The following is a 22,072-nucleotide window of genomic DNA, read 5'->3' on the forward strand; positions in this document are numbered from 1 at the left end:
GTCCGGCAATCCCTTATCCTGTGACCGTTGGACAGGTTTGACAGCTCGGCGCGCAGTCCTTAACATTCAGCGGCTTATGTCCGCGAATACGCCCGAGATGTTGGATGCTTGGCGCATGGTCGCGGCACGGCGCAGTTTCGAAGGTCGCCTGCCGCTGTCTTCCATGAAGCGCCTGCAGGGTCTGCTGAACGATACCGATGGCGAAGCACGCTACACGATCGAATTCGATCAAGACGCGCTGCGGGTGCCGTACGTGGAGTTGAGGATCGAGGCGCAGTTGCCGCTGGTGTGCCAGCGCAGCCTGCAACGATTCCTGCTTCCGGTCAGTCTCGTGCAGCGGCTGGGCCTGGTGCGCGACGAGGCCGACGAGGCCGCGTTGCCGCCGGACTACGAAGCGCTGCTGGTGCCGGAGGACGGCATGCTGCACCCGGCGGATCTGGTGGAGGACGAACTGGTCCTCGCCGTTCCGGTGGTTCCGGTCAATCCGGAATCCGACGCGGTGGAACGTGACTGGCCGGCGCAGGAAGAAGAATTGGCAAAGGCCAACCCGTTCGCGGCGCTGGCCTCGCTGAAAAAGAACTAGCCGCTTCGGCGGTCTGGCACTACGAATCGCAGATTCATTTCAAGGTTTATAGCTGGAGCAATCCCATGGCTGTGCAGAAATCCCGAGTCACCCCGTCCCGCCGTGGTCAGCGCCGTTCGCACGACGCCCTGACCGCCAAGCAGCTGTCCACCGATCCGACTTCCGGTGAGACCCACCTGCGTCACCACGTGACCGCCGACGGCTACTACCGCGGCAAGAAGGTCATCGCGACCAAGACCTCGGTCGTCGAAGAAGATTGATGCGCTCCCGGCGCGTCCGCTCAACCGCGGACGCGCCCGCCATCATCGTCGTGGTATCCAGGGCCCCGTTGCGGGCCAGCAACGGGAGCAGGCATGAGCCAGCAATCCAACGGGCGTATTTACGCGCGTATCGCCGGAACCGGCAGCTACCTGCCTGAGAAGGTCCTGACCAACGACGACCTGGCCAAGCTGGTCGACACCAGCGACGAATGGATTCAGAGCCGCACCGGCATCCGCGAGCGCCACATCGCCGCGGAAGGCCAGACCGCGGGCGATCTCGGCTACCAGGCCGCCCTGCGCGCGCTGGAAGCCGCCGGCGTCGATGCCTCCGAGATCGACATGATCGTGGTGGGCACCACCACCCCCGATCTGATTTTCCCGTCCACCGCCTGCCTCATCCAGGCCCGCCTGGGCGCCGAAGGCTGCGCCGCGATGGACGTCAATGCCGCCTGCTCGGGCTTCCTGTACGCCCTGAGCGTGGCCGACAAGTTCATTCGTTCCGGTGACGTCAAGACCGCCCTGGTCATCGGCACCGAAACCCTCAGCCGCATCGTCGACTGGACCGAGCGCACCACCTGCGTGCTGTTCGGCGATGGCGCCGGCGCGGCCGTGCTCAAGGCCGACACCGAAACCGGCATCCTCAGCACCCACCTGCATGCCGACGGCAGCAAGAAGGAACTGCTGTGGAACCCGGTCGGCGTGTCCGCCGGCTTCGACAACGAAGCGCCGAACAACGGCATTCGCATCCACATGAAGGGCAACGACGTGTTCAAGTACGCCGTCAAGGCGCTGGACTCGGTCGTGGACGAAACCCTGGAAGCCAACGGCCTGGACAAGCACGATCTGGACTGGCTGATTCCGCACCAGGCCAACCTGCGCATCATCGAGGCGACCGCGCGCCGCCTGGAGATGTCGATGGACAACGTCATCGTCACCGTCGACAAGCACGGCAACACCTCCTCCGGTTCGGTGCCGCTGGCGCTGGACGAAGCGATTCGCTCCGGTCGCGTGCAGCGCGGCCAGCTGGTGCTGCTGGAAGCCTTCGGCGGCGGTTTCACCTGGGGCTCGGCGCTGCTGCGTTACTGATCGCAGGCGACGGTTCCATCCGCGATATGGCAAGGGGCGCTCTTCGGAGCGCCTTTTGTTTTTCGGAAACAGGCAACACGCCATACGCGAAAAGGCCGCGTCATCGCGCATCCTGCCGCACGTGTTGCGCATCGATGAATTCGCCATCGTTACAGGCAGGCGAGGTGACCACATCGAGGGCCTCATCGAGGCGTGGTGGGTTTGCGCAGGAAGCTCGCGACTGACGTCGCTCCCACAGGGAGGCGTGTGGGTGGGGGCGGTCCCGGAGGCGCGGGGCGGGGCGCGCAATACGCCTGGGTACAGACAATCCGGCGCTTTCGCACGTATCATCCCCGCTCGTTTTTTTTCACCGGACCCCCCCGCGTGACTTCCACCCCGCTCGCATTCGTTTTCCCCGGCCAGGGCTCGCAGTCGCTCGGCATGCTGGCCGAACTGTCGGAGCTGCATCCGATCGTGCGCGAAGCGTTCGCCGAGGCCTCCGACGGCGCCGGCGTGGATCTGTGGGCGCTCTCGCAGGGCGGCCCGGAAGAAATGCTCAACCGCACCGAATACACCCAGCCGGCGCTGCTCGCCGCGGGCGTGGCGGTGTGGCGCGCGTGGCAGCAGCAGGGCGGCGCCCAACCGGCCGTGCTCGCCGGCCACAGCCTGGGTGAATACACCGCGCTGGTCGCCGCCGGCGCGCTGACGCTGCGCGACGGCGCGCACCTGGTGCGCCTGCGCGGCCAGTTGATGCAGGAAGCCGCGCCCGAAGGCGTCGGCGCGATGGCCGCCGTGCTCGGCGCCGAGGACGCCGTGGTCGCCGAAGTCTGCGAACAGGCCTCCAACGCGCGCGTGGTCGTGCCGGCCAACTACAACTCGCCCGGACAGATCGTGATCGGCGGCGACACCGAAGCCGTGGAACGCGCCATCGCCCTGCTGGGCGAGCGCGGCGTGCGCAAGGTGGTCAAGCTGGCGGTCAGCGTGCCCTCGCACACCCCGCTGATGCGCGAAGCCGCCAACCGCCTGGCCGAGGTCATGGCCGGCCTGAGCTGGCACACCCCGGCGCTGCCGGTGGTGCAGAATGTCGACGCGCGGGTGCATGCGGATCTGGACGGCCTGCGCGACGCGCTGGTGCGCCAGCTGTACCTGCCGGTGCGCTGGACCGAATGCGTGCAGGCGCTGGCCGGGCAGGGCGTCGTCCGGGTGGCTGAATGCGGCCCCGGCAAGGTGCTGACCGGTCTGGTCAAGCGCATCGACAAGGCGCTGGACGCGCGCGCCATCGGCGGCGTCGGCGACTTCCAGGCCGCGCTGGCGGACTGGGCCGCCTGAGCCCCGCCGCTCCATCCTTCCGGCGCGCGCATCGCGCGCGCCCCTGATTCCGAGGACCCCGCAATGAGCAAACCCCTGCAAGGCGAAATCGCTCTCGTCACCGGCGCCAGCCGCGGCATCGGCGCGGCCATCGCCGATGAGCTCGCCGCCCAGGGCGCGACCGTCATCGGCACCGCCACCACCGCTGGTGGCGCGCAGGCCATCGGCGAGCGCCTGGCCGAGCGCGGCGGCCACGGCCGCGAACTCAACGTCACCGATGCGGCCGCCGTCGAGGCGCTGATCGAGGACATCGCCAAGCAGTTCGGTCCGGTCTCGATCCTGGTCAACAACGCCGGCATCACCCGCGACAACCTGCTCATGCGCATGAAGGACGAGGACTGGCAGGCCATCCTCGACACCAACCTCACCAGCGTCTACCGCACCTCCAAGGCGGTGATGCGCGGCATGATGAAGGCGCGCAAGGGCCGCATCGTCAACATCGCCTCGGTCATCGGCGTCACCGGCAACGCGGGGCAGGCCAACTACGCCGCCGCCAAGGCCGGCATCATCGCCTTCTCCAAGTCGCTGGCCAAGGAAATCGGCAGCCGCGGCGTCACCGTCAATGTGGTCGCGCCCGGCTTCATCGACACCGACATGACCAAGTCGCTGCCGGAAGACGCCAAGAACGCCATGCTCGGCCAGATCGCGCTCGGACGCTTCGGCGAACCGGCCGACATCGCCCGCGCGGTCGCGTTCCTGGCCGGCCCCTTGGCCGGCTACATCACCGGCGAGACCTTGCACGTCAACGGCGGCATGTACATGCCGTAACAAAAAATAGCGGTAAGTGGTTGATTTGGTGACGGATCCGGGCATCTGCCCGCCGCCGCCGGTTTCCACTACACTATCCCCCGGTTTGCCATCGCCAAGCGTGGCAATATCAACTAGTCACCCAATCTCCGTCTGGAGCGATATCCAATGAGCAGCATCGAAGAACGCGTCAAGAAAATCGTCGTCGAACAACTCGGCGTGAAGGAAGAAGAAGTCACCAACAGCGCATCGTTCGTCGATGACCTGGGCGCCGACTCGCTGGACACCGTTGAACTGGTGATGGCGCTGGAAGAAGAGTTCGAGTGCGAAATTCCGGACGAAGAAGCCGAAAAGATCACTTCGGTGCAGCAGGCCATCGACTACGTCAAGGCCCACGTCAAGGCGTAAGCCCGGCGTTCTGAAGTCTTCGTGTCGGGGCCGCGAATGCGGCCCCGCGCGTGTCCGGGGTCGCACCGCCCGGCAAGCAAAACGGGCGTACCGAAACAAATGCATTTGAGGAGCGTGTTATGAGCCGGCGTCGCGTCGTCATTACGGGAATGGGTTTGGTGTCGCCGCTGGGCAACGACATGGCCACCAGCTGGGATGGCATCGTCAACGGCCGTTCCGGCATCGGTCCGGTCACCTCGTTCGATGTGTCGGCCTACACCACCCAGATCGCGGGCGAAATCCGCAACTTCGATCCCACCACCTTCGTCTCCCCCAAGGACGCGAAGAAGATGGATCCGTTCATCCACTACGGCATCGCCGCCTCCTTCATGGCGCTGGACGATTCCGGACTGGAAATCACCGAAGCCAATGGCGAGCGCATCGGCGCCATCATCGGCTCGGGCATCGGCGGCATCCACGGCATCGAGGAACAGACCATCAAGCTGCACGAAGGCGGCCCGCGCAAGGTCTCGCCGTTCTACGTGCCCAGCACCATCATCAACATGCTGCCCGGCCAGCTGTCGATCCTGAAGGGCATCAAGGGCCCGAGTTTCTCGGTCGTCTCGGCCTGTGCCACCTCCAACCATTCCATCGGCGTGGCCATGCGCGCCATCCAGTACGGCGATGCCGACGTGATGGTCGCCGGCGGCGCCGAACTCGGCTCCTCGCCGACCTCCATGGCCGGCTTCTGCACCATGAAGGCCATGTCCACCCGCAACGACGATCCCACCCGCGCCTCGCGCCCGTGGGATCGCGATCGCGACGGCTTCGTGCTGGGCGACGGCGCGGGCGTGCTGATCCTGGAAGAGTACGAACACGCCAAGGCGCGCGGCGCGCGCATCTATGCGGAACTGGCCGGCTTCGGCGCCAGCTCCGACGCCCACCACATGACCGCCCCCAGCGAAAACGGCGAAGGCCCGGCCCGCTGCCTGGTCGCGGCCATGAAGGACGCCGGCATCACCGCCGAACAGGTCGAATACCTCAACGCGCACGGCACCTCCACCCCGCAGGGCGACCTCGCCGAAACCCTGGCCATCAAGCGCGCGCTGGGCGACCACGCGTACAAGATCATGGTCAGCTCCACCAAGTCGATGACCGGCCACCTGCTGGGCGCGGCCGGCGGCGCGGAAGCCATCTTCTCCGTGCTGGCGATCCACCACGGCATCATTCCGCCGACCATCAACCTGGACAACCCGAGCGAAGGCTGCGACCTGGACTACGTCCCGCACACCGCGCGCGAAAAGAAGATCGACATCGCGGTGTCCAATGGTTTCGGCTTCGGCGGAACGAACGGCACGCTGGTGTTCAAGCGGATCTGAGGCTCGGGCGACATCGCGCGATATACGAAACCCCTCGCTGGAAGGCGAGGGGTTTTTTGTTTGCTCATGGGAAAAGCGCCCCCATCCGCCCTGTCGGGCACCTTCCCCCGCAGGCGGGGGAAGAGACTTTCGTTGCAGTTCACGGGAAGGTTGATACATCGCCCTTCCCCCGCGTTGCGGGGGAAGGTGCCCGAAGGGCGGATGGGGGCACGCCGCGATGTCTCCACCCACCACATCCGGCACAATGCACCCTGCTTCCCCGCGCCCCCGCAAGACCATGATCGAAACCCGCGCGCTGTCCCCCGACACCGATCTGCTGGCTCTGCACCGGCGCGATCCAGCGCGCTATCCGGTGCTGCTGGAATCGGTCGCCTCCGGCACCGTGCAGGGACGCTGGGACCTGCTGCTGATGGCCGCCGAAGGCGAGGGCTTCACCCTGCATCACGACGGCCGCGTGCGCGATCTGCACGGCATGCAACAGGACACCAACTTCCTCGACACCCTCGACGCCCACTGGCACGCCGCGCGCATCGATCGCGAGGAACCGCGCTGGCCGTTTCGCGGCGGCTGGGCCTTGCTGCTGGCCTACGAACTGGCCGGCGAAGTCGAACCCGTCCTGCAACTGCCCCCGCGCGATGACGACGCGCGCATGCCCATCGCCGTCGCCCTGCGCTGTCCCGCCGCCATCCTGCGCGACCGCGGCACCGGCGACTGCGTGGCCATCGCCGAACGGGGCCATGCCGCATTGCTCGACCGCATCGCCGCCGACCTCGCTGCACCCGCACCGGCGTTGCCTGCCTGGCATCCGCCACTGCGCATCGACGAGGACGCCCCCGAACGCTTCACCGACGGCGTCGTCCGCATCCTCGACTACCTCGCCGCCGGCGACGTCTTCCAGGTCAACCTCTCGCGCGCCTGGAAGGCGTGGTTCGACGGCACCCTGGAACCTTCAACGCTGTACGCGCGCCTGCGCACCGCCAATCCCGCACCGTTCGCCGGCCTGTTCGCGGGGCAGGGCTGGGCCGTGGTCAGCTCCTCGCCCGAACGCCTCGTCTCCGTGCGCGGCGACGTGGTCGAAACCCGCCCCATCGCCGGTACCCGCCCGCGCTTTCCCGGCGACGATGACGCCGCCCGCATCCGCGAACTCGTCGGCCATCCCAAGGAACGCGCCGAGCACGTCATGCTCATCGATCTGGAACGCAACGACCTGGGCCGCGTCTGCCTGCCCGGCAGCGTGCAGGTCGACGAACTGATGACCGTCGAAAGCTACGCCCACGTCCACCACATCGTCAGCAACGTGCGCGGCCACCTAAAACCCGACGCCACGCCCGGCCAGGTCATCCGCGCCACCTTCCCCGGCGGCACCATCACCGGCTGCCCCAAGGTGCGCTGCATGCAGATCATCGCCGAACTGGAACAGGTCGCCCGCGGCGCCTACACCGGCGCCTTCGGCTGGCTCAACCGCGACGGCGACCTGGACCTCAACATCCTCATCCGCAGCGCCGAAGTCCTCCCGCGCGACGGCGGCACCGAAGTCCGCTTCCGCACCGGCGCTGGCATCGTCGCCGACTCCATCCCCGACCGCGAACTCGACGAAACCCGCGCCAAAGCCCGCGGCGTCCTGAAAGCCCTGGAAGCCTGACCGACTCTCTTATCCCGGTTTGCAGGGAAGAGATTTGCGTAGGGATTTTTGGGCCGTCATTACGGCGCAAGCCGGTAGGTGGGGTGGGCGCGGAGCGTGCCCCCATCCGCCCTCCGGGCACCTTCCCCCGCTCTGCGGGGGAAGGGACTCGCCTCGCGATTTTCGAGGCATGCCGCCCCCGCATATCCGCAAAGAAAACGGCCCTTCCCCCGCAACGCGGGGGAAGGTGCCCCAACGGGGCGGATGGGGGCAGCCTTCCCGCGACTCACCCACAGCCCCCTTTCGTCATCCCGGCGAACGCCCGGACCCATCTCCGCGCACCTCGCCCAAATGCATTCCGGCCCCCACCGAAATAACAACCCAAAACCCCAACGAAAGTCCCTTCCCCCGCAACGCGGGGGAAGGTGCCCGAAGGGCGGATGGGGGCAGCCTTTCCGCGACTCACCCACAGCCCCTTTCGTCATCCCGACGAACGCCCGGACCCATCTCCGCGCACCTCGCCCAAATGCATTCCAGCCCCCACCGAAATAACAACCAAAACCCCAACGCAAGTCCCTTCCCCCGCAAAGCGGGGGAAGGTGCCCGAAGGGCGGATGGGGGCACGCTTTTCCCCACACCCCCAACCCCACCTGTCAACCCATCGCCCCCTTAACACCGAGCGGTTATCCTCCCCAGCTTCCGTCCCACTCCGAGACCTACGTGGCTTCAGGTTGCAAAAGCGGCTGCCGCAACATCGTCATCGTCCTGATTCTGCTGCTGCTGGCCGCGGCCGCCGGCGGCGCCTGGCTGTACCAGCGCTACCATGGCTTCGCCGATGAACCGCTCACCGGCCTCAAGGGCGATCAGGTCATCGAAGTCGCCAGCGGCGACGCCTTCGGCACCGTCCTGCGCAAGCTGCGCGACCAGGGCGTGACCGACGGCCAGAACATCGAATGGCAACTGCTCGCCCGCGAACTCGACGCCGCCGGCAAGCTCAAGGTCGGCGAATACGCCCTGCAACCCGGCACCACCCCGCGCGACCTGCTCACCCGCATGCGCGACGGCAAGACCGTGCAATACCGTTTCACCATCGTCGAAGGCTGGAACATCCGCCAACTGCGCAACGCGCTGAAAGCCGCCACCCCGCTCAAGCAGGAAACCGCCCAGCTCGACGATGCCGCGCTGATGAAGGCGCTCGGCCACGCCGGCCAGCATCCCGAAGGCCGCTTCCTGCCCGAGACCTACGTCTACACCCGCCGCGAAACCGACCTCGACGTGCTCAAGCGCGCCTACGACGCCATGGACAAGGCGCTCGCCAGCGCTTGGGCCGAACGCGACCCGCAGGCGCCGCTGGCCTCGCCGGAGGAAGCGCTCATCCTCGCCTCCATCGTCGAAAAGGAAACCGGCATCGCCTCCGAGCGCCCGGCCATCGCCGGTGTATTCGCCCGTCGCCTGAAAATCGGCATGCGCCTGCAGACCGATCCCACCGTCATCTACGGCCTGGGCAGCGGCTATGACGGCAACATCCGCAAGCGCGACCTGCTGGCCGACACGCCCTACAACACCTACACCCGCACCGGCCTGCCGCCCACGCCCATCGCCATGCCCGGCGTGGACGCCCTGCGCGCGGCGGTCAAACCCGAAGCCGGCGACGCGCTGTACTTCGTCGCCGTCGGCGACGGCAGCGGCAAGCACGTGTTCTCCGCTTCGCTGGACCAGCACAACGCCGCCGTCGCCCGTTACCTCGTCACCCGCCGGGAGACCCTCGACAAGGCGGCGCAACCATGACGCAATCCGTCCTCAGCCATCCGCACTTCATCAGCCTGGAAGGCGGCGAGGGCGCCGGCAAGACCAGCGCCATCACCGCCCTGCGCGATCTGTTGCAGGCGCGCGGCCACGAAGTCGTACTCACCCGCGAACCCGGCGGCACCCCGCTGGCCGAACGCATCCGCGAGCTCGTCCTCAACCCGCGCGACGAACCGCTGCATGCCGACACCGAACTGTTGCTCGTGTTCGCCGCCCGCGCCCAGCACGTGCGCCAGGTCATCCGTCCGGCGCTGCAACGCGGCGCCTTCGTCGTCAGCGATCGCTTCACCGATTCCAGCTACGCCTACCAGGGCGCCGGCCGCGGCCTGGACGCGCGCTGGATTGCCGAACTGGAACGCCAGGCCGTCGGCATCAAGCCCGGCCTGACCCTGCTGCTGGATCTGGACGTGCGCGAAGGCCGCGCCCGCGCCGCCGGTCGCGACCTCTGGCCCGATCGCATCGAAAGCGAACAGGACGACTTCTTCGAACGCGTGCGCCAGGGCTTCCGCCAGCGCGCCGCCGAGGAACCGCAGCGCTTCCGCCTGATCGACGCCAGCCAGACCCCGGCCCAGGTCGGCGCCGCCGTGCGCGACGCCCTCTGGCAATGGCTGGAAACCCTCGAAACCCTGGAATGATGTGGAAGTGACCCCGGAATGACCGAGTTCTCGCCCTGGCAGCAACGCGCCTACGACCACGCCGTCGCCGCCCTGGACGGTGGCCGCATGGGCCACGGCCTGCTCATCTGCGGACCGGCCGGACTGGGCAAGCGCGCCGTCGCCGAACGGCTGGCCTTGCATGTGTTGTCCGGTGGCAATGCCGCGCAGGCCCAACGCGCCGCCGCGCTGATGGCCGCCGGCACCCATCCGGATTTGCAGGTGGTGTCCTTTGGCTTGACCAAGGATGGCACCAAGCTGCGCACCGAGATTGTCATCGACCAGATTCGCGACCTCTCGCAGAAGCTCGCGCTCACCCCGCAATACGGCAGCGCCCAGGTCGCCCTCATCGACCCGGCCGACGCCATCAACCGCTCGGCCTGCAACGCCCTGCTCAAGACCCTGGAAGAACCCGCGCCCGGCCGCTACCTGTGGCTGCTCAGCGCCCAACCCGCGCGCCTGCCGGCCACCATCCGCAGCCGCTGCCAGCGGCTGGAATTCCGCCTGCCGCCACGCGCCGAGGCACTGGAGTGGCTGCAAGGGCAGGGCCACACCGCCGCCGCCGCGCAGGAAGCCCTGGACGCCGCCCGCGGCCATCCCGGCCTGGCCGACCAGTGGCTGCGCGAGGACGGCCTGGCCCTGCGCAAGCAGGTCGCCAGCGACCTGGACAAGCTCGCCCGCGGCCAGCTGGGCGTGGTGGAAACCGCGCAGAAGTGGGCCAACGACGAACTGGCCGACGCCCGCCTGCGCCACGCCGCCGATCTGGCCCTGGCCCGCGCCAGCGACGCCGGCTTGACCGACACCGCCCGATTGACCAAGCTGGCCGCGTGGTTCGACGCCGCCAACCGGACAAGGGATTTGCTGCGTACCACCGTCCGGGGGGATCTGGCGGTGGCCGAACTGCTGCTGCTGTGGACGCGACAGATGGGCGAACCGCGCCCCACCCGCGCCGCACGCGGCTGACGTCACAAGGAGCAAGGGGACACCGATGAACACACCCGCCGCCACCGGTCGCCAGGGCATCCTGTCGCTCGCCGTCAAGGACAAGGCCGCCCTCTACAACGCCTACATGCCCTTCATGAAGGGTGGCGGCATCTTCGTCCCCACCCCCAAGCGCTACTTCCTGGGCGACGAAGTCTTCCTCCTGCTCACCCTCCCCGAATCCACCGAACGCCTGCCCGTCGCCGGCAAGGTGGTGTGGGTGACCCCCGCCGGCGCCCAGGGCGCCCGCACCGCCGGCATCGGCGTGCAATTCCCCGACAACAGCGATGGCGAAGCCATCAAGAACCGCATCGAGACCATCCTGGCCGGCACGCTGAACGCGGATAAGCCGACGCATACAATGTAGTGATTGGAAATAAGGATATGGAGTGCAGGGATGGCAGAAAAGTACGACGTCGCCGCTAAGCGCCATCTTGAGACTGCGACCACTTTGCTGGATGAGACCAAGCTAGATGACGCTGGTTATCACTATGGAATTTCTGGTGAGACCGCCATCAAGTTTGCACTTACTCAAGCAGGTCTCTCACGTCAGCTGGTGGCATTAAATAGAAACAATCCCCTAAGGGCGCATCTCCCTAGCATTAAGCAATTGATTAAAAGTGCTGAAATTCTCATTTCCACACATGCTCGCGGTCGAATGTCTTCTCCGATCGCTGCCGTGTTGTTGGATGCTTCGTTGCAAACGCGGTTTGCTGGCTGGGATATCAACATCAGGTATGCAGACGAGAGGCATTGTCCCCTAAGGGAAGAGCAAGTACTGGAATGGCGCAATGATGCCGAGTATCTAGTGCAGAATTTAGTTTTCTAATTAAGGATCGTCGTATGAAATACCATGAAAGCTTGAGATCCTTGCTGAGTATATTGATTGAGTCCGGCTTAACGCCTGAGCTCTCAACGCTTATCGTCAGGGACGTCAAAGGGCGTCTGATGGTTGGCGACAAAAGAATAAAGAAGGGAGATGAAATCGCTTCAAAAATGAAAGACGTGTTAGGCGCTTATGCGCCAGAATCGCCCGTCATAGCAAATTCGATACTTTCGGCACTAATGAAGGAATCATCTATTGCCCGCATCGAGAAAGATGTAGATGGCAAGAGGATTTTTTTCTCTTATATCGATAGGCGAATTGTGGGCGCTGATTGGCTGAGTGCACCGCAAAAGGAGAGGAAGAATCCGAAGCGACTAGTCTTTGGATCGTTGAAAGGCGGCGTAGGTCGTTCTACTGCGCTGGCAGTCTTGGCTGCAGATCTTGCAGTAAATGGGAAGCGGGTGCTTGCAATTGACTTGGATGTAGAGGCACCGGGGATAGGGTACATGTTTTTGCCAGCATCTAAGGACGTGGAGAATGACAGGCGTCCTAATTTTGGCGTGGTCGACTACTTGGTAGAGAACTCATTGGACGGAATCCGTGAAGAGGAACTTTATGATTTCGTCGGCGTAAGTCGTTTTGGAACCGGTTCGGTTGATGTGGTGCCAGCAGTTGGGCGCACGACAGACGATCATCCCGAGATGATGATTTCTAAGTTGTCGAGAGCCTTGCTGGAGGATTCCACAGGAAGTGGAGCAACATCATCAGTAGCAATGCAAATTGACGAGATGATTAATAGATTCACGTCATATGCAAGATATGACGCAGTCTTGATAGATGCCCGCGCAGGGTTGGCGGAGATCACTGCAGGACCACTGCTATCACTGGGAGCAGAGTTGCTTCTTTTTGGAGTGGCCCAACCTCAAACATATAGGGGTTACTCTTTCATGCTCTCGCATATCGCAAAGAGCATTAATTCGCGTTCACCGTCTGATTTTGCAGAGTGGCGTGAGCGAGTCCATTTCGTTCAAGCGAAGGCCCCATCCGCAAATTCCAAGCGAGAGGCTTTTCGAGACAGCGTCTATGAGCTTTGTTCTGACTATTTATATGAGAACGAAGCTTTTGATGACAATGGAGACGTGATTGTTAGTGATTTCAATCCATCTCCTAGTGAAGAAGGGATTCATACGCCCCACGATGCCTGGTATGTGCTTAACAACCCGGACTATGAAGCTTTTGATCCAGTAGGAGATTCCACTCATCTCGATGAAGAAGTTTATCGGGGACCATTTGGGGACTTCCTCTCCAGAGCTTGGCAACTCCTAGAGCTTGAAAGGAATAACTAGTGAAAACAGCTTCAGTAATTAGGGATGTCGTCCTAGAGCTACCTGCGTTGGCCGCTTCGTCCAGTGGTGCGGAGCCAACGCTGGAAGAGATGTACTTTCCTGAATCCCATATGGAGGCGCTTGATCCTGATGTTGCTCTCGTTATTGGCAATAGAGGGATGGGTAAGACTTTTTGGTCATTAGCACTAGCTAATGACGATACGAGGGCCGCAATTTCCGCTCGCTACAGCGTCGGTAAGGCATGGGGACTGAGCGACGTAATCGTCAAATTTGGATTCTCTGATGCTGAAGGTTCCAAGGGAACTATATCCAGGGCGCATTTGGAAAAAATAGCAAAGCGCGTCCCAACAGACATCATCTGGAGAGCGGTTCTTGTAAAAGATCTCGCTGAAATTGGCAAAATTAAAGTGCCGCAAGAATTTTCTAAGCTGGTCGAATGGTTGAGATCTAATCCGGATAATCAGGTTTCTGTGTTTCGCTCTGCAGATCTTGAATTGTCTAAGAATGGAAAGAGAATTCTGTTCATTTTTGATCAGCTAGATCAACTGGCAACAGAATGGACCAGAATCCAGGAGCTTACCCAGGGCTTGCTAAAAACAGCTCTCGCAATGCGAAGCTATAAGTCAATTCGACTTAAAATTTTTATGCGGCCTGACCAGGCTGAGAACAGAGGACTTTTCCGCTTTCCAGACGCGTCAAAAATTTCGGGTAGTGCCAAAAGATTAGCTTGGAAGGTCTCTGATCTATACGGTCTCTTCTTCTTCGAGGTTTTCCGCAGGCAGGAAGGTAAAGCGGCTTTAAGTAGATATTGTAAGAGAGTTGGTGTAAATCCTGTGGACGTACACTCGAGACTGGGAATACCAACTGGTCTTGTTTCTAATCCAAATAGTCAGGGAAAACTCTTCGATCTAATCGCTGGTGCAATGATGGGAGGGGGAGCTAAGAGGGGAAGGCCCTATACTTGGATTCCAACTCACCTCTCAGACGCAAAAGGCGAAATATCACCAAGAACATTTTTGAAGGTTATGCGGACTGCTGCATCGGAAAACGATCTGGATAACCCAAGAACCGCAATGAACCATCTGGGGATAATTCAGGGGGTTCGCGAGGCGTCCGGGGATCGGCTACGGGAGCTGGAGGAAGACTATCCATGGATTTCCACCGCCTTAAAACCGTTGCGAGGATTGCTAGTTCCCTGTGAGCCGGCAGAGGTGTATGGAAAATGGAAGCACGACGATACGGTGGACGTTATTAAGAGCAGATATAGTGGCGCTAGCGCACCTATTGAGCTCGTAGTAACTGAGGGTCTTCATAAGCATGAAGTCTACTCGATGCTCGCTATCTTGCTGAGTGAGGTGGGAGTGTTGGAGCAGCGGACTAACGGAAAATTCAATATTCCTGATATTTTTCGAGTTAATGCAGGAATTTTGCGAAAGGGAGGGGTTGCGCCGCAGCAGAGAAATAAGTTTCAGTGAATCATGACACTTGGCTTCATTCAATGTTAGTCGACTCCAACCCCACCCTGTAGCAGACTCCATCTCCGGAGTTTCAAAGCTCCTCTTAGAGCGGAAGCCACCACCGAAACGCGGTGGCTTTTCCGTATTGCGTGTCACAATACGGACCGACGCAAGCTCTGCGTCGGGAGGGTGGCTAATACAACACCCGTCAGGGAAATACGCCCACCGTCTCTAAGCGGCTTTGAACCTCCCGACAACCACGCACATCCCGTGCGTGGAGAGCAGAAGGAGTGTTTGCATGAACGGAAAGAAGCCCGCCACCCCCAGGCCCGATCGCGGCTACCTGATCACCGAGGACAGCCAACGCCAGCTCCGGCGCATGGCCGAGCAATTCCAACTGGCCGCCGTCCTCATCGCCCCCCGCAGCGCCCAGGACGACACCATCCGCATCCCCGTCCACGTCCTCCCGGTCACCGAACTCCTCTACGACCACGCCCGCCACCTGCGACGCATCCTCAACACCGCCCACCACATCTTCCTGGACGGCAAACAGCGCTAACGCACCCCCGGACTGGCCGCGCCAACGCGTGGGCCGGTCAGTCCGGAAGATTGGGTAAGGTGCCGAAGGTGGCAAAGCGCCAAGACGTCGCTTGGTCAGCAGCGCCTGATGAACCCGGACCATTTGAAGGATCATGCACAGTGAATCGGCATCTTGCCGTGCTGGTGTTGGCGGTCATCACGGCTTGCGCGACTACGGTTCCCATTCGTTGGGCTTCACCATCCGACTACGATCTGACCATTGTCGATAACGCGGCACAACGTCGTTTCGACATTACCTGGACGTCCCGGGCGGTGGCGGCACTTTGCTTATCGAAGGAAGCCTGGCCGGACGAGGACGGCCTGCCGTCTGGATTTGACGGTGCCGTGCTGACTACGTCCAGCGGAGAGAAAGCCTTGCTGCCCACCGGTAGCGCGTACTGCCCCGGCGGATGCGGTGAGGTGCGCCTGGAACCCGGTCAGGAAGTGCATGGCACGTTGCCTTATGCGGCCTTCGGCGATTCCGCGGCTATCGCCTCTGATGCCGGGCACTCACTCGCTTTCTCGGTTCATCCGTACTACTGCACGAAATCCTCAGCGCCACCCACCGCGTCTTCGTCGACTGCAAGCAGCTGACACAGCCCGTGGACTGACCGCGCCAACACGGGGTCATTCAATCCAAATGAAATCACGTACATGTGACGTGCCTAATTTTGGATGTGTGGTTATTGAACACGTCGAGTTCGCTCTGCACTATCGAGGCGCGCCTGCGCTATTAGGGGTGCTATCACAAACTAGTTGGAGTAATTCATGGATCTGATGAATGTAGGTCTTGATGTATTGGAAATGACGATGAGGGCCGGTTCGTCTGCGATCGAGCAGATCAATCAACTCCTTCAGGTGCATCCTGAGCCGGAGAATCCACCGATTAGCTGCCAAGTGAGCAAGTGCACCTGGTAGACGTCGCGCGGTCCAGGGGGCAGGGCTCCCTGGACCGACGACGTCATGTGCTGCGCATGAGCGATGCCGAAGCGAAGTCCATCATGGGGATGATGGAGTCTTGTGGGCAAATGGAGCTTCTACTTCTGCCCTCCACATTTAAATTCTTGGATGTCGCATGGGAGTTGGGCGCTCTTGGTGGTTGGTGGTTCGTTGGGGATAAGGAAGTTTGCAAAGAGTTTGGTCTTGACTATTCGATGCTCATCGAGCCGTCGGAAATTCTGTCTCGGATGTCTGGGTTTGGCGGATCTGGAAAATTCCGAATTGGGGTGTTTACGGATCAACTTGTTGAGGCAAGTCATGCTTGCCTGCTGATGGGGAGTGGTGAGGAAGCTTCTTTCTACCCAGCCCTGGAGCTGGCTCTAACCGTCAAGTATCACTTTTCTGTTCGCTATTGGAGCGGGCATGGATTTGAGTCGGTTCGCCATCGAAGTGGAAAGCGGCAAGAGATTCGGGACGCTCTTGATGCCTACTACGCCGCCTGTTCTAAGGCTGAGGACTGGATCATGGCGTCCGTTCAAGAGCGCAGGAGTATCAAGTTCAGGCGTGAGCAAGCCAAACAAATGACTCGGCTCTATCAATCAGTTCTCCTTCTTTCCCGACTGGATGCGGGGAGTAATGAATTGCTTGAGTCTGTCTTGGAGCAACTGACGGAGCATCGCAGGAGGTTGGCATGATTGCTGTTTCTGCGTTTTTGTCGTTCGCCAGAAAGGCGGCGGCATGCTTGCGCCGTTTTGAAAGAAGGTCAGTGTGGATCGAAAGGATAATTTGTGGGCGAATGACCACGAATGAAGTGTCAGCTATTCGTATGGCGTGTACTGAGAGTGGCTCAAAGATAGGGGATTTTTACGCCTGGAAGTTGATGCAAATGGCGTATTTCTTGGTGATCGACCGCGTGGGAGGGGCAGGTCTGATACGCCTTATCGAGAAGATGGATGGTACGGTCTATCAAGAAGTTGATGAGGTTTTTAAGGAAAAGACAGGGCTGATTGTCGCCATCCCTCATTGCGGTCTTTTCGTTCTCTCCATTCTCGCCATTGCAGGCAGAGCGAGAGGGGCGCGCGAGGTCTACATATTCTATGAATCGCCCGAGAACCTGAGTGGGAACAAGACGTTCGATGACGTCTACAAAAGGGTATTCGGAGGCCCTGAGTCTGGCGTGAGCATCCTGCATAACACGCGCTCCGGGATCGCAAGAGCTTTCAAGGCGCTGAGATCTGGCGCGGTGGTCATCATAATGCCAGATGTATTTCGCAGCGTGGATGACACCTTTCTGGTTCCATTTCTGGGGCGGCCATTCAATGTGGCGCTCGGAGTTGGTGGTCTTTCGTCGAGAACTAGATCCGCCGTCCTTCCGATGGTTTCGGAAGTTTCAGATAGGCTTGACGGATTCCGTATCCGGATTGGGGAATTGATCCGACCCTGTGACGGGATAGTGAGTGAAACGGATTCGCGTCATGTACTGCATGGCCTGCTGGATGAGTACGGAACAACCGTAAAGGTATTTTCACAATTGGAAGTATTGATGCGAGGCCGAATTCACCAGTGGCAGTACATTCAAAGAGGATTTCGTGGGCGTCCGGTATTCGGGCCGCTTTCCGGTGAGAAACTCAATGAATTTGCCAAGGCAATTCTGTCTGATCCTAGGCTGATGCTCGATATGAAGTTTGGCAGATGGAACGGCGATGAGCGCCAGACATGATTGGTGGCTTGGCGCTATCGCAGCTGTACTTGTTAACTTGATTATTTTCAGGGCTCTCGTTTCGGTCAGCCTGAAAAACGAGAAATTTGAGGTTGACGTACCGGTGACCCGTTTGATGTTCATCGAACGTGAAGTGCCTGGGAGGCCTTCGACTCCTGAGCTCGGCGCTGAGTCGGTGGTGGCTCCGACTTCCAAACGGACTCAATCTGTCCAAGCGAGGATTTATTCTCGCGTGCCGACTCCGAAATGGGACGGTCTCGGAGCGGCAGGCCATGGTGGCGCACGGCCGCTCAATCTGGACCTGACTGATCTCCATTCCCCTGACTTCTCCAGACAGGTTCTAAAGGGGGACACCCGTCTCGACCGCTTCGCCGCTCCCACTGAGCGCATCCCCATGCGCAAACCCCTCACCGGCAAGGACGTCATTGAAGGCGCTTCCCAGATACTCGGCTTCTGGCCGCCGGGCTACACCACCGATCCCTGTCCTCGGATCCGCCGCAATATCGATGAATTGAAGACGGACGGTAGCGCCAGTGGCCGCGAGCGACTGGCGCAAGAGATGGCACGACAGGCGCGATACTGCCCCTGAGCGTTCCGGCTTGGCAGTGCTAACGCGGGGTCGAACCTGCCCTCACGGCGACGCCGGTTCCCCATAACTGGCATCCAGCAACGCAGTCGCCAAATCCCCGATGCGCATATGGTCGAAGCTGGTGTTGTTGGCCAGGATCACGCTGTGACCGTCTTCCAGCACCCGCCAGGCGAGGACACGGAACGCGCCGTTGGAGCCGTACTCCCACGCCACCGGGCGCGGCTTTCCCGCCACCGGCAACGTCTTGACCCGGCCACCCAGTGCGTAGTTTTGCGCGGGGCGAACCACGTCCATCAACGTGGCGACGCTGGCGGGCGACAGGACGCGATGGTTGAAGACCCCGTCCATCAGCCGCTGCAGGTCACCCACGCTGGTGTAATAACCGCCGGCCAGCATCATGAAGTCGGGCACCGGGTTTTGCCGGGGTGTCACGACCGGTTGCAACGCGGCATAGCCCGCGGCCATGCCGGTGACGTGGACCGAGTCGCCGACGAAGATGCCGCTGTCGCGCAGTCCCAACGGGAAGGTCAGCACGGTGCGCACCAGCGCGGCATAAGGTTGTCCGCTGACGCGTTCGACAATCGCCTTGACGATCAGCCAGTTCGAATGCGAGTAGTCCCAGTCGGTCCCGGGTTCAAACGCCAGATCGCCGCTGGCGTAGGTGCGTACCGCCGTGGCGTTGTCCAGCGACTGCTGCTTGGGCGTCGGGTCGGCCTTGGCCGCGGCGTCCCACTGGTTGGGCACGCCGCTGGAATGGCTCATCAGCCAGCGCAGCGTGAGCTTGTGGCCGGTATCGGCCCGGTAGTCCTGCAGATAGGTGGTAATCGGCGCGTCCAGCGCCAGCCGGCCCTGTTCCACCAGCCGCATCGTCACGATGGCCGCCACCCACTTGGAAATCGAACCGGCCTCGAAGCGCGTCCGCGGCGTCATCGGCGTCCCGGCTTCCGCGTCCGCTGTGCCAAAGGCGCCGCTATAAATCTCCCGGCCATTCCGCGTGACCAGCACGGTGCCATTGAAACCTTCCTCGCGAGCGAATTTCTCCGCGATTTCCTTGCACTTTCCACATTCGGCACGCACCTGGCCGGGCAGGAGCAGGGTGAGCAGGGCAACCGCCAGACCTGTCAGAGCGCGAGGTGCAAGACCAGTGACGGAAGCGGGCATGGGCGCGGCAAGGTAAAGAAGACAGGTGTTGGATGCCGTGGTGGCGTCAAAGGTTTATAGGCCCGTCGATGCCCTTCATTGAACCCTTACTGGTTTGTCCGGCCCGTGCGTCTCGGCTAGAGTGCCGCCACCGGCAACCGGGGGAAGGGAAGTGCTGGGCGGATCCCGGGGAAGCGCCTCGGACCCGAAGATTTGATGGCGTGGCGTGCTGCACTTTTTCAATGAATGTGGAAACAGGAGAACAACGATGGTGGCAGGGATTCGCATAGCGCTCGGACTATGGATGCTGGTTTGTGGGACGGCGTACGCAGCGGATGACTCGGGCGAACGCGAGGACTACAACAAGCTGCCGGTGGAGAAAGTAAGGCCGTACGCAATCAAGGGAGACCTTGGGGCCATCCACGCGCTTTGCTATCGCTACATCTATGGAGATAAAGCGCCCTTGGACTATGCCGAAGCCCACAACTGGTGTGCGCAGGGGGCGGTCAGGGGAGGAGCCAGTTCCCAAACATTGCTGGCGGAGTTGTTCTTACTGGGAAAGGGAGGCCCGGCCAAGCCGGAACGCGCCTACCACTGGTATCTGGAAGCCGCCGACCAGGACCACAAGCACGCTTTGTTCATGCTTTACCTGATGGATGCGAATGGCCTTTCGCCAAAAAAAGATCCGGAGCGCGCCACGCGCTATCTGCGCCGATCCGCGGAGTTGGGCCATCAGCCCGCCATTGACATGCTGAAGTCATTGGAAAAAGAGGCCAAACCAGGAAAGTCCCTGCGAAAGACTGCGGGCGAAAGCGATAGCCGAATGCCGTCTGGGGCAGAGCCTGCTCAAGCCAGCAATACGAGGCAAAGCAGAGCAGGCTGAGACTGGCCGCTGCTCCCTGTTATCCCAACATCGGCATCTCCGGTTTGGTGCCGTTGGCGAATAGCCAGGTCCCGGATCCTGACAGGAAGCACGTGATTGACGGGCCGACGAGCGCGTGCCCAGAATCCCCCGTGCACCCCCACTTTGGGGCGCGCGCCATGGGCTCGCAGAGAGGGATGTCATGACCCAGACCGTTGTTCCGGTTCTTCGCGTGACCAACGCGGCCATCAGCTTCCCGTTCTATACCGAAGGCCTCGGCTTCACCGTCGACTGGGAGTATCGGCACGAGCCGGGCTTCCCCGTCTTTGCGCAACTCACGCGGGACGGGCAGTCGATCTTCCTGACGGAACACGCGGGTGACTGCCAGGTTGGTGGCGCCGTTTACTTCATGGTGCCAGCGGTGGACGAGTGCTATCGGGCGTTTCAGGCGACGGGGCGTGTCAAAGCCAACCCGCCCCACAACACCGCCTGGAAGACGCGCGAACTCCAGATTGTCGACCCGGATGGCAACCGGCTTACGTTCTCCACGGAGCTTGCCGGCTGAGTCTTCATTCGAGCTGAGGCAGCTTCCGGACCCGGCTTGATTCAGGCGCCAGGAGGGGGGAACAGGGGCCGTTCCTTGCTGGGAGCAGATTTCTTGGCTCAAATGCCCGCTATCGACCCCGAGCAGCGCAGCATGTACGCTGACCAGCCGAGCCACCATGGTCAGGTACGCTGATGACCACAGAACGCGCAGCGAGTCTTCCATCGGTGGTGCTATTCGCTTTGCCGCCACTATCCATGCTCGCGCTTTATGGCTTGATTACGTTCTCCAGGAATGCCGTTCTCACCCCGCTGCTCGGCGTCCTTTGGGGCTCCACGCTATTCGCGGAAGTGGTCATCCTTCCAGCCTGCCTGTTTGCCTTTTTCCGGTATCCGCATGTGCGCTCATGGACTCAGGCGGGCGGCCTGCTATTAATCGCGGCGCATCTGTTCTTGATATTCGCGGCACCGTTCTCGGGCGCTGGTATCTAGATTTGCTTATTTGAGTGCGGACCAGTAAGCGATCCGGCGATTCATTCTGACGGGACCTGTTTCGGGGGAGCGGGCTCAGGCGACAGGTGCGCTAGGCCGGCATCCCCGAGGCTTGCGGCCGCTACGATCCGCTGTCCGTCGCCGCTCCCGCCACCACGGGCGCCAGAACACCCATCTCCACCAGCCATGCCTTGAGCAGGCCGGGCCACATCCCGACCACGGGATGGTCCATGCGCCGCAAGCCAAACGCGTGGCCGCCCCGGGCGAACAGATGCACTTCGGCGGGAACGCCTGCGGCATTCAGGGCACGGGCGTACAGGGTGCTGTTGCAGACCGGGTCGACGTCGTCGTCCCAGGCCTGTAGCAGGAACGTCGGCGGCGTGTCCTTCGTGACGTTGATGCTGGCTTCCAGGGTGTCGCCTTGCCGGCACAGGTGGCCGGGATAGAAGGCGATGGCGAAGTCCGGGCGACTGCTCAGCGTGTCCGTCGCGTCGATGGGTTTGTAGGCGGGAGCGACGATGTTGCTGGTCTGGGCCACCAGGAATCCACCGGCGGAGAATCCCATGACGCCGATTTTGGCCGGGTCGAGATGCAGGTCCTCCGCCTGGGCGCGCACCAGCCGGATCGCGCGTTGCGCATCCTGGAGCGGAAGCAGGGGCACTCTGCTGGCCAGTGATGGTTGTCGCGGGCGGGCACGCGGTACTTCAGCAGGAAGCAGGCGATGCCCTG

25 protein-coding genes are annotated in these 22,072 nt (G+C 61.9%); 23 read left to right on the forward strand and 2 right to left on the reverse strand.

Features of this window, described 5'->3' with window-relative positions; all coding sequences use genetic code 11:
• The first annotated feature begins 76 nt into the window (after window positions 1–76).
• The 20 genes from FG323_RS19095 to FG323_RS19190 all read left to right on the forward strand — a co-directional run bounded on the left by FG323_RS19095 (window position 77) and on the right by FG323_RS19190 (window position 18,306).
• Window positions 77–583: a YceD family protein gene (locus FG323_RS19095; RefSeq protein WP_141456297.1), complete on the forward strand. Its 507-nt coding sequence runs from the start codon at window positions 77–79 to the stop codon at window positions 581–583.
• Window positions 584–648: 65 nt separating this feature from the next.
• Window positions 649–843: a 50S ribosomal protein L32 gene (gene rpmF / locus FG323_RS19100; protein ID WP_141456298.1), complete on the forward strand. Its 195-nt coding sequence runs from the start codon at window positions 649–651 to the stop codon at window positions 841–843.
• 93 nt (window positions 844–936) lie between these two features.
• Window positions 937–1,929, forward strand: coding sequence for a beta-ketoacyl-ACP synthase III (locus tag FG323_RS19105; RefSeq protein ID WP_141456299.1), 993 nt, complete (start codon window positions 937–939; stop codon window positions 1,927–1,929).
• Window positions 1,930–2,292: 363 nt separating this feature from the next.
• On the forward strand, window positions 2,293–3,237 hold the full coding sequence (gene fabD / locus FG323_RS19110) for an ACP S-malonyltransferase (protein ID WP_141456300.1): 945 nt from the start codon (window positions 2,293–2,295) through the stop codon (window positions 3,235–3,237).
• Window positions 3,238–3,300: 63 nt separating this feature from the next.
• A complete protein-coding gene (fabG, locus tag FG323_RS19115; RefSeq protein ID WP_141456301.1) occupies window positions 3,301–4,044 on the forward strand; it encodes a 3-oxoacyl-ACP reductase FabG in 744 nt (247 codons plus the stop codon).
• A gap of 147 nt (window positions 4,045–4,191) precedes the next feature.
• Complete coding sequence (gene acpP / locus FG323_RS19120; protein ID WP_093297108.1) at window positions 4,192–4,431, forward strand: acyl carrier protein; 240 nt, start codon at window positions 4,192–4,194, stop codon at window positions 4,429–4,431.
• A gap of 119 nt (window positions 4,432–4,550) precedes the next feature.
• Window positions 4,551–5,789 (forward strand): beta-ketoacyl-ACP synthase II, encoded by a 1,239-nt coding sequence (fabF, locus tag FG323_RS19125; protein WP_141456302.1) that lies wholly within the window; start codon window positions 4,551–4,553, stop codon window positions 5,787–5,789.
• Window positions 5,790–6,066: 277 nt separating this feature from the next.
• A complete protein-coding gene (locus tag FG323_RS19130; protein ID WP_141456304.1) occupies window positions 6,067–7,431 on the forward strand; it encodes an aminodeoxychorismate synthase component I in 1,365 nt (454 codons plus the stop codon).
• 699 nt (window positions 7,432–8,130) lie between these two features.
• Window positions 8,131–9,198, forward strand: a complete 1,068-nt coding sequence (mltG, locus tag FG323_RS19135; RefSeq protein ID WP_141456305.1) for an endolytic transglycosylase MltG — start codon at window positions 8,131–8,133, stop codon at window positions 9,196–9,198.
• Window positions 9,195–9,851, forward strand: a complete 657-nt coding sequence (gene tmk / locus FG323_RS19140) for a dTMP kinase (protein ID WP_141456307.1) — start codon at window positions 9,195–9,197, stop codon at window positions 9,849–9,851. The genes mltG and tmk overlap by 4 nt, the downstream gene beginning before the upstream one ends.
• Window positions 9,852–9,869: 18 nt before the next feature.
• Entirely contained in the window at window positions 9,870–10,832 is a 963-nt protein-coding gene (locus tag FG323_RS19145) for a DNA polymerase III subunit delta' (RefSeq protein ID WP_141456309.1), read from the forward strand.
• Between the two features lie 25 nt (window positions 10,833–10,857).
• Window positions 10,858–11,217, forward strand: a complete 360-nt coding sequence (locus FG323_RS19150) for a PilZ domain-containing protein (RefSeq protein WP_141456310.1) — start codon at window positions 10,858–10,860, stop codon at window positions 11,215–11,217.
• Window positions 11,218–11,247: 30 nt separating this feature from the next.
• Complete coding sequence (locus FG323_RS19155) at window positions 11,248–11,679, forward strand: hypothetical protein (protein ID WP_141456311.1); 432 nt, start codon at window positions 11,248–11,250, stop codon at window positions 11,677–11,679.
• Window positions 11,680–11,693: 14 nt separating this feature from the next.
• Window positions 11,694–13,022 carry an AAA family ATPase gene (locus FG323_RS19160; RefSeq protein WP_141456313.1) on the forward strand — a complete coding sequence of 443 codons (1,329 nt, stop codon included), beginning with the start codon at window positions 11,694–11,696 and terminating at the stop codon, window positions 13,020–13,022.
• Window positions 13,022–14,497, forward strand: coding sequence for a hypothetical protein (locus FG323_RS19165; RefSeq protein ID WP_141456315.1), 1,476 nt, complete (start codon window positions 13,022–13,024; stop codon window positions 14,495–14,497). The genes FG323_RS19160 and FG323_RS19165 overlap by 1 nt, the downstream gene beginning before the upstream one ends.
• Before the next feature lie 280 nt (window positions 14,498–14,777).
• Window positions 14,778–15,038 (forward strand): hypothetical protein, encoded by a 261-nt coding sequence (locus FG323_RS19170; RefSeq protein ID WP_141456316.1) that lies wholly within the window; start codon window positions 14,778–14,780, stop codon window positions 15,036–15,038.
• Window positions 15,039–15,178: 140 nt separating this feature from the next.
• Window positions 15,179–15,652: a hypothetical protein gene (locus tag FG323_RS19175; RefSeq protein ID WP_141456318.1), complete on the forward strand. Its 474-nt coding sequence runs from the start codon at window positions 15,179–15,181 to the stop codon at window positions 15,650–15,652.
• A gap of 380 nt (window positions 15,653–16,032) precedes the next feature.
• Complete coding sequence (locus FG323_RS19180) at window positions 16,033–16,692, forward strand: hypothetical protein (RefSeq protein WP_141456319.1); 660 nt, start codon at window positions 16,033–16,035, stop codon at window positions 16,690–16,692.
• Entirely contained in the window at window positions 16,689–17,717 is a 1,029-nt protein-coding gene (locus tag FG323_RS19185; RefSeq protein ID WP_141456321.1) for a hypothetical protein, read from the forward strand. The genes FG323_RS19180 and FG323_RS19185 overlap by 4 nt, the downstream gene beginning before the upstream one ends.
• Complete coding sequence (locus FG323_RS19190; protein ID WP_141456323.1) at window positions 17,701–18,306, forward strand: hypothetical protein; 606 nt, start codon at window positions 17,701–17,703, stop codon at window positions 18,304–18,306. Before FG323_RS19185 ends, FG323_RS19190 begins: the two co-directional genes overlap by 17 nt.
• Window positions 18,307–18,348: 42 nt before the next feature.
• Here FG323_RS19190 and FG323_RS19195 read toward each other — a convergent pair whose 3' ends face one another.
• Window positions 18,349–19,467 (reverse strand): serine hydrolase domain-containing protein, encoded by a 1,119-nt coding sequence (locus tag FG323_RS19195; protein WP_141456324.1) that lies wholly within the window; start codon window positions 19,465–19,467, stop codon window positions 18,349–18,351.
• 247 nt (window positions 19,468–19,714) lie between these two features.
• Here FG323_RS19195 and FG323_RS19200 point away from each other — a divergent pair, with 247 nt between their 5' ends.
• From FG323_RS19200 to FG323_RS19210, 3 genes are all read left to right on the forward strand, one after another.
• Entirely contained in the window at window positions 19,715–20,329 is a 615-nt protein-coding gene (locus tag FG323_RS19200) for a tetratricopeptide repeat protein (RefSeq protein WP_141456326.1), read from the forward strand.
• A gap of 181 nt (window positions 20,330–20,510) precedes the next feature.
• On the forward strand, window positions 20,511–20,873 hold the full coding sequence (locus FG323_RS19205) for a glyoxalase superfamily protein (RefSeq protein ID WP_141456328.1): 363 nt from the start codon (window positions 20,511–20,513) through the stop codon (window positions 20,871–20,873).
• 173 nt (window positions 20,874–21,046) lie between these two features.
• Window positions 21,047–21,343, forward strand: coding sequence for a hypothetical protein (locus FG323_RS19210; protein WP_141456330.1), 297 nt, complete (start codon window positions 21,047–21,049; stop codon window positions 21,341–21,343).
• Between the two features lie 121 nt (window positions 21,344–21,464).
• Here the strand turns inward: FG323_RS19210 and FG323_RS19930 are convergent, their stop codons facing one another.
• On the reverse strand, window positions 21,465–22,004 hold the full coding sequence (locus tag FG323_RS19930) for an alpha/beta hydrolase (protein WP_255470234.1): 540 nt from the start codon (window positions 22,002–22,004) through the stop codon (window positions 21,465–21,467).
• Between the last annotated feature and the right edge of the window lie 68 nt (window positions 22,005–22,072).

The organism is Pseudoxanthomonas sp. z9 (genome assembly GCF_006542425.1).
GTDB lineage: Bacteria > Pseudomonadota > Gammaproteobacteria > Xanthomonadales > Xanthomonadaceae > Pseudoxanthomonas_A.